The sequence below is a fragment of the Rhizobium sp. BK049 genome (assembly GCF_014193135.1).
Lineage (GTDB): Bacteria > Pseudomonadota > Alphaproteobacteria > Rhizobiales > Rhizobiaceae > Rhizobium.
Map to the genome: position 1 here is coordinate 198,022 of NZ_JACHYV010000003.1, position 14,560 is coordinate 212,581.

At 55.8% G+C, this 14,560-nt stretch carries 14 protein-coding genes; 2 read left to right on the top strand and 12 right to left on the bottom strand.

The genetic code is table 11. The features are described 5' to 3' along the window. The first annotated feature begins 8 nt into the window (after positions 1–8). Both FHT70_RS04535 and FHT70_RS04540 read left to right on the top strand, forming a co-directional pair. On the top strand, positions 9–1,316 hold the full coding sequence (locus FHT70_RS04535) for an HlyD family type I secretion periplasmic adaptor subunit (protein ID WP_085779117.1): 1,308 nt from the start codon (positions 9–11) through the stop codon (positions 1,314–1,316). 212 nt (positions 1,317–1,528) lie between these two features. Next, the gene (locus FHT70_RS04540) at positions 1,529–2,224 is read left to right on the top strand and encodes an SGNH/GDSL hydrolase family protein (RefSeq protein ID WP_183699396.1); all 696 of its coding nucleotides are present in this window, start codon (positions 1,529–1,531) and stop codon (positions 2,222–2,224) included. A gap of 39 nt (positions 2,225–2,263) precedes the next feature. Here FHT70_RS04540 and FHT70_RS04545 read toward each other — a convergent pair whose 3' ends face one another. From FHT70_RS04545 to FHT70_RS04600, 12 genes are all read right to left on the bottom strand, one after another. Further along, entirely contained in the window at positions 2,264–2,740 is a 477-nt protein-coding gene (locus FHT70_RS04545; RefSeq protein WP_183699215.1) for a glycosyltransferase, read from the bottom strand. Beyond that, positions 2,737–3,195 carry a glucuronosyltransferase gene (locus FHT70_RS04550; RefSeq protein WP_183699217.1) on the bottom strand — a complete coding sequence of 153 codons (459 nt, stop codon included), beginning with the start codon at positions 3,193–3,195 and terminating at the stop codon, positions 2,737–2,739. Before FHT70_RS04550 ends, FHT70_RS04545 begins: the two co-directional genes overlap by 4 nt. A 114-nt stretch (positions 3,196–3,309) precedes the next feature. Next, positions 3,310–4,680, bottom strand: a complete 1,371-nt coding sequence (locus tag FHT70_RS04555) for an O-antigen ligase family protein (protein ID WP_183699219.1) — start codon at positions 4,678–4,680, stop codon at positions 3,310–3,312. A 24-nt stretch (positions 4,681–4,704) separates the two neighbouring features. Continuing rightward, positions 4,705–5,688, bottom strand: coding sequence for a glycosyltransferase family A protein (locus FHT70_RS04560; protein ID WP_183699221.1), 984 nt, complete (start codon positions 5,686–5,688; stop codon positions 4,705–4,707). Further along, a complete protein-coding gene (locus FHT70_RS04565; protein WP_183699224.1) occupies positions 5,685–6,569 on the bottom strand; it encodes a glycosyltransferase family 2 protein in 885 nt (294 codons plus the stop codon). Before FHT70_RS04565 ends, FHT70_RS04560 begins: the two co-directional genes overlap by 4 nt. A gap of 70 nt (positions 6,570–6,639) precedes the next feature. After that, the gene (locus tag FHT70_RS04570) at positions 6,640–8,166 is read right to left on the bottom strand and encodes a lipopolysaccharide biosynthesis protein (RefSeq protein ID WP_183699226.1); all 1,527 of its coding nucleotides are present in this window, start codon (positions 8,164–8,166) and stop codon (positions 6,640–6,642) included. Next, positions 8,163–9,491: a polysaccharide pyruvyl transferase family protein gene (locus FHT70_RS04575; protein ID WP_183699228.1), complete on the bottom strand. Its 1,329-nt coding sequence runs from the start codon at positions 9,489–9,491 to the stop codon at positions 8,163–8,165. The genes FHT70_RS04570 and FHT70_RS04575 overlap by 4 nt, the downstream gene beginning before the upstream one ends. Positions 9,492–9,584: 93 nt before the next feature. Further along, on the bottom strand, positions 9,585–10,469 hold the full coding sequence (locus FHT70_RS04580; RefSeq protein WP_183699230.1) for a glycosyltransferase family 2 protein: 885 nt from the start codon (positions 10,467–10,469) through the stop codon (positions 9,585–9,587). A gap of 67 nt (positions 10,470–10,536) precedes the next feature. Beyond that, positions 10,537–11,856, bottom strand: a complete 1,320-nt coding sequence (locus FHT70_RS04585; protein WP_183699232.1) for a glycosyltransferase — start codon at positions 11,854–11,856, stop codon at positions 10,537–10,539. A gap of 105 nt (positions 11,857–11,961) precedes the next feature. Continuing rightward, entirely contained in the window at positions 11,962–12,900 is a 939-nt protein-coding gene (locus tag FHT70_RS04590; protein ID WP_183699234.1) for a glycosyltransferase family A protein, read from the bottom strand. Continuing rightward, positions 12,897–13,406: an acyltransferase gene (locus FHT70_RS04595; protein WP_183699236.1), complete on the bottom strand. Its 510-nt coding sequence runs from the start codon at positions 13,404–13,406 to the stop codon at positions 12,897–12,899. Before FHT70_RS04595 ends, FHT70_RS04590 begins: the two co-directional genes overlap by 4 nt. Beyond that, a complete protein-coding gene (locus FHT70_RS04600) occupies positions 13,406–14,557 on the bottom strand; it encodes a glycosyltransferase (RefSeq protein ID WP_183699238.1) in 1,152 nt (383 codons plus the stop codon). Before FHT70_RS04600 ends, FHT70_RS04595 begins: the two co-directional genes overlap by 1 nt. Between the last annotated feature and the right edge of the window lie 3 nt (positions 14,558–14,560).

Sequence of the window (14,560 nt, forward strand, 5' to 3'; positions counted from 1 at the left end):
GGAAGATCGTGAGCAAAGTTATTAGTGAATCCAAACGCTCCCTCAATCGCCATGTGGCGGTTGTCGGCGCGCTGTCCATTGCGTTGGTTTGCGGCATCGGCGGATGGGCGGCGACGACGGAACTTTCGAGCGCCGTCATCGGCGAAGGCGTCGTTGTCGTCGACGGCGACGTCAAGAAGATCCAGCATCTGACGGGCGGTATCGTCTCGGAACTTCTGGTCTCTGAAAACGAGCATGTGTCGGCCGGACAGGTTCTGATACGGCTTGATGGAACGGCGACAAGAGCACAGCTGTCGATTGTCGAGAGCACGCTTGCTCAGCTTTATGCGCGCCGCGCCCGTCTCAAGGCGGAGCGGGTCGGCGCCGAGTCGTTCGAAGTCGACGAAAACCTCAGCGATCTGACATCCAGCACCGCGGCGCAGCAGCTGCTCGACGGCGAGCGGAAGTTGTTCGACAGCCGCAGGTCAGCGCTGATCGGAATGAAGAGTCAGCTGGCGTCGCGCAAGGATCAATTGGGAGAGCAGATCAAAGGCTTGGTCGTTCAGATCAACGCCACCGGCGATTCCCTCGGTTTGATCGAACAGGAGCTCGAAGCCGTCGATGTTCTCTACAAGAAGGGTCTGGTGACGCTTCAGCGTTTGAATACGCTCAAGCGAGCCCGCGCCGATCTCCAGGGTAACAGCGGTCAGGAAATCGCTGCAAAGGCGGAGGCCGAAGGCAAGGCGATCGAAATCGACCGGCAGTCGATTCAGCTGGATGAGGATCGTCGCTCGGAGATCGCAAAGGACCTGACCGATGTCGAAGCTCAGATCGCCGAAAATGAGGAGCGCCGCGGCACTGCGCTCGATCAACTCCGCCGTCTCGACATCACCGCGCCGCTCAGCGGCCGCGTTCACGAATTGTCGGTGCACACCGTCAATGGCGTTATCGAAGCGGGTCAGACGCTGGGGCTCGTCGTTCCCGAAAACGACGATCTTACCGTCCAGGCGAAAATCGCCACCCGCGATATCGATCAGGTCCATGTCGGCCAATCCGTCGATGTGCGTTTCAGCGCTTTTGATCAGCGCACGACGCCCGATGTGCAGGCGGTGATCACCTCAATTGCGCCTGATATCGTCAAGGATGAGCGGACGGGGATCAGCTATTATCCGGTGCGCGTCAAGCCGGAGGCACAAAGTATCGCGAAGCTGAAATCAATAAAGCTCTATCCCGGCATGCCGGCCGAAGTCTTTATCAAGATCGGCGACCGGACCGTTATCTCTTATCTCACAAAACCGCTGACCGATCAGATGCAGCACGTATTTCGTGAGGAGTGATTGGCGCTCCTCGGCACCGTTGCGGTGTGTCGAGGCAGCTGCTATCCCCGGTTGGATGTAAGGCTGATTTGCGCGCTGAAGCGGGCGTGACGATCTGTGCTTCATGATATTGTCTCAAGCCTGCTGCAAGGTTGGCTTCAAGGGCCTGCCAGCCGTTCCACAAGGTTCTCCTGCCGGGTGACGTATAGCTCTTGCCGAGATATGGTTTTGTCATGATATGTTTGCGGCTTTGGCGAGCGGCGCCGACCGAGAGGCGACCGGTATCGGGTCTGGTTCTGCTTTTAGCCTGCCTCGTGATGGTTTTCATGACTGAAAACAGTGATGCCGAGAACCTTCCACCGCTGAAAATAGTGGCTTTCGGAACATCGCTGACAGCGCGCGGGGGATGGCAGCCCGGCCTCCAAACAAGGCTTTCTGCCTGCCTGCAGAGATCCGTGAAAGTCGAGAGCGTCGCAAAGAGCGGCGAGACGTCGGCGTGGGCTTTGACCCAGCTGAACCGGGTCGTTGCCGAGCAGCCGGATATTATTTTGATCGAGCTCTACGCCAATGACTCGACATTGCATCGGTTCGTGTCCCTGGCGCAAAGCCGAAAGAATATTGCCGACATTCTCGATCAGCTTCATCAACGCCTGCCGCGGGCACGGATCATTCTCATGGCGATGAATCCATTTTCAGGACTGCGGGGGCTGATCCGTCCTTTTGTCGGTAGCTATATCTCGGCTCATCAGGCGGAGGCACGGAAACGGGGACTGGAGTTTATCGACCACCGCCCCGATTGGGAGAGTCTCACCCCTGACGATCTGGCCGCTGCAATTCCTGACGGCGCACATCCGCGGCCCGAAGTCGCTTCTAAAATCATTTTGCCCCAACTCGTCCGGCACATAGCCGGCCACGATTGCGGAGAATGAATCTCCCCCGCCTGAGGATGTCTGCACCTGTCGACGGGTTCAACCTGCTGCGAGATAACCCTTCAAATAGTTGACCAGCGACGTCCGGCCGGCATCGGATACGTCTTGATGAGAGGGGCTCTCCAGGTCCTGGAGGAGATAGTCTTTGAGTTCGTCGTCATTCTGGGCGACATAGATGCCTGGCCGGCCGACAAGCTGGCTGACCGTGGCAAGCTGGTGATCGTTTCGGTGCTCGCCAAGAGCCGCCTTCCGCGGAACAAGAATGATCGGTTTGCCGAAACGCTTCGCCGTGAGGACCGTGCCGATTCCTGCGTGAGAGACGATAACAGTCGCATCGCGAAAGAGCCTATCGAAGTCCGCAGGCTCGATATTCTTGATCCATTTCATGTTCTGTGGAGTATAGGTGCCCTTGCCGATCTGCGCCAGCACCGGTCTGGTCAGATCCTTGGCGAAGGTATCGACCGCCTTGACGAGGCGATCAAACGGCAGCTGCGTTCCGACGGTGACAAGGATCAAAGGACAGCTCCTGCGTAATGGGGCCCATCCGGCCGGGAGAGATGTTGCCATTGCGTGAGCCAGAGCGTTGCAATATGGCCAGCCAATTTTCCCGATAAGGACAGTTTCTCGACATTGGCGACGCTATCGATCCAGATCGTGCGTTTGCCCGTCATCTTGCCGGCAAGTAAGCAAAAGAGTCCAGGCGCCGCACCGGTGGAGATGATGACGTCGGGCCTGTGCTTGATAACTATGGCAAAAGCGCTGAAAAAGCACCGGATTGACATGGTTATTGAGTCACGGCTGCAATCGGGAAGGACCAGTCCGTCTTTGATACCATACTTGGCAAGCAAACCGGGGATGGTGGTTGCAAAGACAATATCGCAGCCTTCGAAAGCACCGCGCATGGCCATCAGCTGCTCCCAATGTCCGCCACCCGAGGAGGCGGCGAGAACTTTCAACCTTTTCTCAGCCATAGAGGGGACCTCTTATATCAAGAATTGCGCTAAATCATGGACCGTTTTGAAACGGACGCTGGGTTACTGTTCCGAGACTCTACATTTTGGAAGCCGATGTTTGAATATCGAAAATCATACTGCCAGTCTTCGACGAGAATTCGACATGGCTGCTTTTCTCGGGCTAGGCCTGAAGGAACTGGGCGAAGGATCTTTTGGCAAACACACCACCATAAGCGGCCAAAGCACGACGGGGGCCAACATCAGCCCAGCCTCCATCATCGCGCCGATCATGATCATGATAATGATTGCAACTTCTTTGGCTTGAACTTCGTTCAAGCTGGCGCCTACTGAGACTGTCGTTATCCGTTGCCCAAGTCGCTTGAACAAAAATGCGACCCAGGCAATTGTTCCGGGCACGCCGATATTGAGCGCGAGCTCGAGATAGGTGTTATGCGTCGATCTCGCATCGAACGTCACCCGGACGAACTCCTCCATAATTTCGGGCTGCCGAAACAGAGCGAAACCATATCCAAAAATCGGCTTGTCATAGACCAGCGGAATCAACTGCTCCCAAATGTTCGTTCGTCCGGAGAACGTCAAATCCTTGCCGAAGGCATCTGCGATCAACTGCGCAGCACCGAGATAGGCAGTGGCGCCAATGAAGCCGAGGATAAGGCAGAGGAAAAACAGAAAGAACGATCGCACGCCAGTGTTGCCGATCTTGAACATTACTTTCAGACCGGTGAGGGTCGCAAGGCCCATTGCCAGCATAACGACAGCTGTCGACGATCGCGAGATGGCGATCAACAAAAGCATCAGTAACAAGGCCGCCCAGCGAAACACGGTCCGGTACCGAAGCCTGCGGGATGGCAAGCCGATGGAAACCACCACTATGAAGGCGACCGCAAAGAACTGCCCCATCGTGTTCTTATGATAGAACAGCCCTTTGACCATCCCGGCGTAAGAGCCACCCATGATGGCGAATTGCGGAAAGGCAGCCGTGTATAGAACATTGGCAAAAGCTGCGAAGATGGCAAAGTTTTGAAGCACTTTGAATGTATCGACACTGCCATAGCGGCGTCTGTAGAGAAGTGGAGCGATCGTCAATATCGTCACAGCGGCGATGCCGCGAGCGGATGCCCCGAAGCTGACCGACAAAGCAATAGATATCAGTGAAAATCCGGCGACAACAGTGACAAGAACCGGAATCCTGCGAAAATAGGAGAGAAATCGGTTCGGCTCCAGGATGATGTAGAGCCCGATCATCGGAATCAGAGAGTAGAGCATCAGCTTCTGCGGAAGCGGATCCACAGAAATCCCATCATCGAAATTGGACGGATAGCCGTACCACATCCCGGTGGCGCGCAGCAGCGCCATATAGAGCATGACCGTGAGGAGCCCATGGACGAGGGTCTCTTTTTGGATGCCATGACGTGGCCGCGCACGGGCGGACCGCCGCAGGCCGATATCCCCGTCTCGAACATAGGTAGGGCCGAAACTCATCCGAGGGCGCTCCTGCAAACAATATCAGAGGGCGGCATTGGGCTTGTATTCCTGGTAAGCATGTCCGAGAATCCCGTTGACCATGCCTGCGCCACGCAAAACATGGGTGAGCGCTCGCATACCCCAATAGGGTGAAACTAGGATCGTCGGCAGCATGGCCAACCCAAGCATCACTCTTGTGGCGCCATAGGCTGCCCGATAGAGCCGGCGCTTGACGTTACCGTGCAGGACCTCGCTGACCGCGAAAGTGTTACCGAGCCGGTATTGTCGCTGCAACACCCACTTCCAGGTCATGCGGCTGGCGGGAACGATATCATAGACGAGCGCCTTGTCAGCCCAGAAAACCTGCATTCCCCGGCGAATTGCCTGATTGAAAAAGAGATAGTCAGTGCCCCCGGTGAAGCGCATTTTCTCTTCGAAGCGCAGATTCCATGAGCGGATGAGGGGATAATCGAACATCACATTATTCGAAGCCGCATAGGAAATGCGCTGACCGTCCCTGTTCTTCTTGCGCTCGAAAACCCTCGCCTTGATGAAATATTCAGGCGGATTGTCGGGATAGACCGGCTGGACAGGACCGTAGACGCAATCGGCGCGGTTTTTCTCCCGGGTCTCCAGCATCGCATCAAGCCAGCCATCGACAGGCCATTCGTCATCGTCGAGAAAGCAGAAGAGGTCCGTGCCGGCAGGGGCCGAATCGAGCGCGCGGTTGCGCGCAAAGGGTATGCCTTGGTTCGATTCGACGACATAGATCAGATCATAGGCGCCCGTTTGGCCAAAGCCCTCGACGGTGGCTCTTGCGCTGCCGGCGGCATCATTGTCGACGATCACCATCGTCAGATGATAGGGGCGAGCCGGATGCCTGGTCTGACGTGTCATCACGTCGAGCAGCTTGGCGATCCCGTCGAGCCGCCGATAGGTCAGTACACCGACGGCGATGTTCAGCGGCAACGTGCCTTGCCGATCAGCTCCGGCAGATGGATGCGGAAAGGTGTCTTGCTGATTCATGACTGTCCTCTGCGCAGCATGTTTCCCAGACGCTTGCGCGCGGCCATCAAGGCCACTTCGTTTACGGCATCTTCCCCGAACGGGCCGCCGGTCACGGTGTTGCGCGCTTCGCTCCTCAGTTTCAAGAGCGATGTTGTTTCGGCAATGCCACCGGCCACAAGGCTCTTGCCGAGTGCATGCAGCCCATCATAGCGGCGTGCCAGTTCCAATCCGGTCGCAATCATGATCCGCGGGCGCAGTGTTTTTGCCCTGCTCGTGCCCGTATAGCGGTTCGAGGCATGTATGCGCTGAAAGGTCAGCGGTGTTTCGACGATGGCGCCGCGACCGAGATAGGCGGCTGCAAACTTGATGTAATTGTCGCTGAGGACGACGTCTTTTGCGACAGACATTGGCAGGATCTGGGACAGCAGGTTGCGGCGGAAGCTCAAGCCGGAGGTCGGCACCGGAAGCGAGGGAAAGCCGCCTCTGCGCAGCGTATCCCGCTTGTCAAGCAGCGTCACCTGCAGTTCCGCGGGCGGCTGGTCGCCTTCGTTGGTCGTCACACGGTCAAAGCACCAGTCGATCTCATTGCGGTCGTAGATTTCGGCGACGCGCGCGAGTTTGCCGGGCAGAAACGCATCATCGGCATCGAGGAGGAAGAGGATATCGCCGCTCGCAGCCGAAAAGCCCGCGTTGAAACTCGAAGCTTGGCCGCCGTTTTCCTTCAGCACGAGCCGGATTTGGCCGCCGTAGGAAGCAAGTATCTCCCGGGATTCATCCGTAGAACCGTCGTCGACGACGATCACTTCAAAATCGCCACACTCCTGGCGAAGCGCGCTCTCGATGCACGCCGGCAAGTACCGGGCATAATTATAGTTATTGATGAGTACCGATATCCTCATTATTTTTCCTACAATTATCTGCAGCACCTGTGTCTCTACGCAAATGGGTACGGTCGTGCGAGGGCACGTATCAGGCCGACCTTGCACGTTGACGTTTGCGCCTTAGAGCTGAGATTGCCTTGGTCAGGAATTTCACCGCTTCACCTTCGATTCCAATGGTCGTTTTCCCGGTAGTTAACCAGAGCACGGCATGGATTCCGCAATAGGCGGCCGCGCCGAACACGCTTTGCAGCACGATCATAACGAGAGCGTCGTGATTGCTGGAAATCGGTCCCAAGACATGACGGATAATCAAGCAGACGATTGTCATAGCGAGGCCGCTCACCCACGACCGCCACGTTACGAAGATCTGTTCGAAGACGCTAAGATCAATCAATTTGCGTACGAGATAGAAGTTCGCCATCGAGGCAACAATGCCGCCGCTGAAAACACGTGCGTAGAGTAGGCCGGGCAATCCGTAAAAATATAGACCGGCTAGTACCACAGGCACGCGAAAAAGAACAAGGACCAGTCCTCGATTGAACAACATCCGTGTGGCGCCGATGGCGTTGCACAACGCGTTGGCCGGCCCAAAAACGATTTGAGCGCCTAGAACCGGCGCGATTGTTTGGATGACGATCACTGCGATGGGCCAATTGGGTCCAAGCGTCAGATACACGAAAGGTTCTGCAACGAGCGCAGTCCCGACACCGACAGCAAAGCCTAGCGCGAAAAGCGACGCTTGGCTTTTCTGAAAGGCGGTTTTCAAGCGATCAGCGTCGCCGGAGATTTTGGCAAAGCTCGGGAACAGCACTCGCTGAATGGGCGCGATGGCAGATTGGGTGATGACGCCTGCCATGTTATTGCCGACGTTCATCGCACCGAACGCAGTCAAACCGAGCCAACCGCCTGCCAAGAAATTTTCGAATCGATTTCCAACAATGGTGAGAAACTGATTGAGGGTCAGCCAAACAGAAAATCCAAGAAGCTTGCGCCATGAGGCAACTGAAAGGCGAGGCCAGTAGGGTGCCACCCAGTAGGTGACAATGGTGCCCATCACGGTTGCGAAGGTTGCTCCAGCGACAATCGCCCAATAGCTTTTCGTATAATAAGCAATCGCAACCGAGACGACGAGCTGCGTCGTGTAATTCAGCCCTTCTTGGACCGCGACCGTACCGAACTGCAGTTCCTTGGAATACAGGACATATCGAGGACTCCCGATGCCGGTCAAGAACGGTCGCAGCGAAAGCCCCGCACAGATCCCGATAAGTCGCTCGTCATTATAGGCATGCGCCATGATGAAGCCGCTGACTATCAAGATGATTGAAACGAGAATGCCGCGCAATGTGCTGAGCGTGAATGCTGTGTCAAAATCCTTATCAGCAAGGTCTTTGTGGTGAATGAGCGCACTTGCGACCGAGATGTCGGTGATCGAGTTCAGCATCAGCAACAGAGTCGTTCCCAATGCAACAAGACCGAAATCTGCCGGAACGAGAAGCCGCGCCAAAAGAATGGTCATCAGGAGATTGATGAACCTGCTGTAGAAAACGCCAGCGAGCAAGAGACTCGAAGCGATGAGTGTCTTGTCGCCGATCGCGGGAACGGAGGCTTGTTTCATGATCTCATCGCCCTAACTGGGTGGCTTTCCTTGATGGCCCCAAGCGCGAGCGGCCCGGCAGATTGGGCAGACAAAGCTTGAGCGGCAATTTCCGGCATGACAGAGCGATAAAACCCTTCCAACTCGCCACTGAATTGGATGGCTTTCCGGGTGAATTCTTCAGGCACAATATGCGAGATGTCGGTTACCCATTTGGATTGTGAAATTCCCCGGTACAGCTCAGTCATCTTGAACTCGTAAGAAATCGGAAGAACCGGGACGCCGCTACACATCGACAGGATTGCCATGTGCATCCTGGTTGATATGACGAAGTCGAAGCCTCTTACCAGCGTCATCAGTTCATCGGGACTGTGAAAGGCTCTATCCACCGAAACGGACTTCTTCGTGTCGGCGTCAAGGCTTTCGAAAATCTCCATGGCGACGGCGGAATCGTCGTATCGGTATTCAGGAATGCCCTGGCAGGTGGAGAGAAAAACAACCTCGCACCGCCTTTGTCTGACTAAGGACGTGACGGCGTCGGCAACCGACTTCTTGTAGTTCCGCATGCCAACCTCAGCGTCCAGATTCTCGAAATGTTGCCAGTCGCGCACAGACACAGCTACCCTCATCCTTTCGCCTTTCACTCCGGCGAAGGGCTCCTTCAAGGCATCCGTGTCGGCCAAGGCAAAGACGCTGTCAGAGACAACCCTGAGCCGGTCTCCGGAAACGCCAATATTCAGCAAATTATTCTGCGATTTTTCGTCTCGCAGCAAAATAAGCCTGGCTTTCGAGGCTATCTCCCTGACTTTCTCGACATTTTCCGGTCTCGTGAACGGTCCTAGGGACTGTGTGAAAAGGACTAATGGTTTCCTTAGAATAAAGTCCTTTTCAAATTCCTCGATGCAGGGAGCGATGTCGTAGTGCTCCACCAGATAGGTTCCGCCGGTTGAAACAACTAGGTCTGCATCCGAATAGGTTTTGAGGTTCTTGGAAAGCTGGCGATCGAACGAAGTGAACTGCGCGAGCTTCGAGAGCTGTCCGGCAGCCAATGACTTCAGGATCCTATTATAACGCCAGTTTTTCAGCCTTTGAACATTCCGGCGGATCCGGATGTTCCAGCGTTTGCCGACGAGAGGGAGGTTAAAGGGTTCGGTCTTCAATAGACTGGTGGTCAACGGGTAAAACCGGATGTCCTTGTAGTATTTTGCGGCCACGGCTGGATTTTTATCGAATACATGAAATTCGACATCTTTGCCGAGTGTGCGCCCGATGATCCGCATGATCGCGATCAAGATGGCCGCGTCACCTGCATTCAGGCACACCGTATTTTCAACAATAACCTTCATTCACAGCAAACCTTTTAATTCGGTGCCCATGTTGCGGTTTAAAGCTGAGCACGTCCTGCGCAAACTCTTCAAGATCGGAAGGTCGGCTTCCGATTATCCTGTTAGCGCGGAAAACTTGCGCACGACACAACGGCGCGCTTGTCTTAGCGAAGGACGCGGAGAGATGCTCCGGGCTAGAAGACCCTGTAGTATCCATAACAGGGACTTCATGAGATTTTTCGAAGCGAGTTCAGGCGCGCGACGTGCCTTGAAAGCCTTTACACCGCGGGCGCCGATGTGGTTTTCCCATTTGGCAAGCCATCCCATCGATCGTTCGAGCCGATCTGTCGCCAGACTGATGCGATCCTTGCGCACATCGATCTTCCAGATCGTCAAAGGCTCCTCAATGGCGAGAAAGCGAAACCCCATAATTTCGGCGCGGATCAAAAAGTCCCAGTCCTGATGCAGCCTCAAGGTTTCATCGAACCGTACTGCACGAGCAATATCCGTAGCCATGAGCCAAGAGCTGGTCTGGATATACGCCTCGGACCAGTTCATGAACAAATATTCCAAGACGTTCTGTGAGCGTCCGAATGGTTTATTGATAAGGGGTCGCGGTCTTACGCCATCGTCGAGGATCAGATTTGTGTAGGCCAATACAGACGGATCGTTCACCGACATCAGATGCTTGAGTTGAACTTCAAGCTTCTCGGCAACCCAACCGTCGTCAGAATCGAGAAAGGCAATGTACTCGCCCTTGGCGGCTTCTATACCGCGGTTACGAGCGACGCTGCCACCGCCATTTTGCGGCAACGGCAGCACCCTTACGCGCTCATCAGACACGGCCTTCAAGACTTCGATCGTATTGTCGGTTGAATGGTCGTCGACGACCAAAACCTCGATATTGCGATAGGTCTGATTGAGAACTGTGCTCAAGCTATCGAGAACGAGATGGCCTCGATTGAAGGTTGGAATGACAACTGAGATCAACGGGGTCAAGTACAATCTCCAATAAAGGCCGATTCTTGTTGGCTGACGAGTGTGACGGATCGATGACAGGCAGCGCTTATCCGGCGATCGTGATCTTTCTTTTTAACGGCAAGGCGGACAACATCGTCATCAGCGCGGCGGCCTGTGTCTTGTCGTTGTAACGCTCTTCAACGATCTGGCGTCCGTATTGTCCCATCCTGCTCACTTTCTGAGGGTCCGCTGCTAACTGCTCCATCGCCGCGCTGAGCGATGCAGTGTCGCGCTCGGCGACCAGGAGGCCTGAAACGTCGTGTGCAACTAGTTCGGGGATGCCGCTGTGAAGGGTGCTTATGACAGGCAAGCCCATCGCCATCGCCTCCATGATCGCGACCGGTATTCCCTCCATGTCTCCGTCTGCAGCCGTGACGCTTGGGAGCACAAAGACATGGGCTTCGCCGAGCAGTTTTCTCACCTCGGCATGGGGAAGGCTGCCGTGGATGACAATTTGTTCTTTAAGGCCAAGACTAGCTGCGAGCGCGTCGATATCTTCACGTAATGGTCCCGAGCCCACAACGTCGAATTGGACGTTCAGATCAGGGCGGCGCCTTACCAGTTCCGCGAAGGCCTCGATCGCATAGATATGGCCTTTCTTTTCCGTCATACGTCCAACCAAAATGAAGCGCAGAGGCATGCCGGGTTGCGGAGTTCTTTCTTGGTAGACGAATGCGCTGCAGTCGATTCCGAGGCGTTGTGTGCGGATTTTTTCAGCGGGAGCATCAAGTTCGATCAGTTTGCGGTGCCACAGATCGCTGATCGGTAGGAGAAGATCGGCCTTGTCGAAGAGAGTGCGGTAGACGCCTTTTGCTTCCTTGCCGACGTATTTCGTAATGTCGAATCCATGAAAGACGGTTGTGATGGGAGCACTGATCAAGCCAGCCTGTTTGAGATCGGCAACGATGCGCCCCGCGGTACCGAAATGGCAGTGGATGCGCGGTTGCGTTCCTTTTGGCTGCAATTCCGCAGCAAGCCTCACCTGCAGCGAAATCGGCATCGACGGCCGCTTTCCGGCAAGTCTAGCAATGCAAATTCTGGCCACGTTTAACAGGCTGGAGCGAGGCAGCCTGAACATGCTCCTCAGCAGGTCTCGCAAACGGCGCCACTTTCCGCCTGAGCCGTTGCTCGCTGAAAGATATTTAACTTTTCCCGCAAATCCGTATTTTTCAGGAAGGTCGGAGGCTTCCTGGACCTCGCGGCGCAGCGCGACGACGCGTATATCTGCGCCTTCATCTCGCAGACTGCGCATCTCGTTAAACACGAAAGTTTGGCTGAGTTCAGGAAAGTTTATCGAGAAATAAACAACATCTTTCCGATCGCCCGAATCCGCGAAGGCAACAATTTTCCCTCCCCTCTCATTCATCGCAAACCAATGCCTCGTCTCGACTAGTGATACCAAACTGTGCAGGGCAGATATGCGTTGTCGAATGGAATTGCGCTGCCCGCCCGCGTGTAGGCAATGCGCCCTTCAAGCCTGCCCCCTTGCCGCAAAGCGTGCATAGCCTGCCCGCAATCCGCGGAAGTAAAAATATCTCCATTTTATCCAAAAACGGTGTTTCTGCTCGGGCATCAGAAAGGTGAGTGGATAGGTCGCGGTCCAGAGATAGTTCATGAGCGCGATTTCAAGCGGAAGCGGGACGAAAGCAGGGAGTCGGCGCTTATAGCCGGCTGAATTGCCTACGGCAAAGATGCCGTAGGCGAGCCGCTCAGCTCGGCGGACGACCCAATCCTCGGACACCGTCTCAGACTTGATCGTATGTTCGACCACGGCATCGGCGACATAGTAGGCTTTGAAGCCCGCTTTGCAGACGCGTGTCGCCATCTCGGTATCCTGGCCCATCGGGTAGAGCTTGCCTGGCCGGGGCCCGACGGCTTCATTGTAGCGAAAGCCGGCATCAAATACGGCGCGTCGATAAACGGTGTTCGGACCCCACACTTCACCGGCTCCACAAGGGCCACTCACCGGATTCTCGTTGACGGCATAGGTAGAGCCGAGCGGGATCCATTGACGTAGTTTCTCGGACGGTTGCCGTTCCCAGCGACCGACAATCTTGCCGGTGAAGACGCTGTATTCGGGGTGTGTTGCAGCGGCGGCGATCATGGCTGACAGCCATTCGGCATCGACGGTTACATCGTCATCGGTGAAGGCGATTAGGTCTGACCTGTAATGGGGGACCGCCTGATTGAGAGCGTGGGATTTCCCAGCCTCAGGCACCTCGATGATGACGAGGGGCAGCCTGCTAGCGTAGCTGTCAGCTTCTGCCCGGCTGCTGTCCGTGCAGGCGTTGAGCACAAGAAGCAGGCGCCAATCCGACTGAGGAAGCTTCACGCGCGTCAACGATTCCAAGGTTTTCTTGAGGCGTTTTCCGCCATTATAGGTGGCGATAACAACGTCAATCTTGGTCACAGCGCCTCCTGTCTCGGGTAGGTATCCCGCATGATTCCGGGCTGCTGTCCACTGCCCTCTCTCATGCGGCCATACCGGCTGATAACTTCAATGTCGCTGCGGATTATCTTTGCCGGGTTGCCGGCCACGAGCGATCGCGGCGGCACGCTCTTGGTCACCACCGAGCCGGAGCCGATGACGCATTCGTCGCCGATCTCCACGCCGGGCAGGATGATGCTGCGGGCACCGATGAAGCAGCGTTTGCCGATCCTCGTGTGAAGATAGAGCCCGCGTGTGAGGTCGTGGGTCAGGATCGCCGCCTCAAAGGCGACATAGGTTTCGGCGCCGATATGCAGTCCCTTCGGGTTGGTCTTGTCGAAGCGCACGCTCAACGAAAAGCTGGCAGTCGGATCGATGTCCATACCCCAGAATTTCGTGTAATAGAGCCATTTGGCCTTTACGATCCCGTTCCGCAGCGGCCGAAATACGTTCAGTCCCCACTTTGGCTTCTTTCCTGTATGCACCATCAAGTCCGACCCCGGCTGGCAAATTCGTCTAGAACGGAACTGTAATAGTCCTCTAGCATCCCCGTTTGACGACGTATGTCGAAACGCTCGGCCACCAAAAGCGGTGCCCGCGCGCTGAAGGCTGTCCACAGGGCTTGGTCGTTGAGCAGCTTTCCAACCGCTTCCGCCATGCCCGCGACATCCCGCTCCTCCACGAGATAACCAGTTTTCCCCTCTTCGATCGCTTCGCCCACGCCTCCCGAGCGGAATGCGACGACCGGAGTACCGACGGCTTCGGCCTCCAGATTGGCGAGGCCGAAGGCTTCCGCGTGACCATTGTCGAGGGTCACGCTGCCATGAAGATAGAGTTCCGCACTGGCGAGCAGATCCCTTATCTCTGTCTGCGACAGATTTTCATGGATCGTGACGCTTGGCAAGGAACGACGCGCCAAGGCTTCGATTTCCTCCTTCAATGGTCCCTGTCCGACCATGACGAATTCAACCGGGGTGCCGGCGGCCGCCACGCGTGAAAGCGCGTCGATCATGAAGCGGTGGCCCTTATAGTCGACGAAACGGGCAATGGAAACCACCAGGCCCTTTTTTCGTGGACGCGGTTCCATTTTGAAGAGATCGAGATCGATGCCGATGTGATGGCGAAAGACGCGGTCGGCGCGGAAACCGAGCGCCAGCAGCCGCTCTCGGATGAAATCGGAAACGGCGATGTTCCAGCTGTTCCAGCCTGCCATCTCGCTCCGGCCCTTGGCGAAGAAACGCACCTGATTGAAGCCGCCCGGTTTTTTCGGATCGCCGCGATAGGTGGCGTCGAAGCCATGAAACGTCGTGACGAGCGGCTTGCCGGCGGCGCGCGCGAGCGGACCGATGACATAGCCGTTCTTGCCGAAATGGGCATGGACAAGATCGGCTTGGCTGATCGCGGGAAACAGAAAAGGCAGGCCGACCTGCGGGATTTTCAGAAGCAGCTCACCGGCCCGCGCAACGGGAGACCGACGAATGTCATGAACCGGGACAGTCGATTTTTTTGTATGGGCGGAAGAGATTCGCGAACCGGCAAGAATTTCAGCTTCGAAGGAGCGAAACGCCACCGCTTGGTTGAGAACAAATGCCTGGCTGGCAGGCAAAAATTTTTCCACATAAATAACGGCTTTTTTCATGAA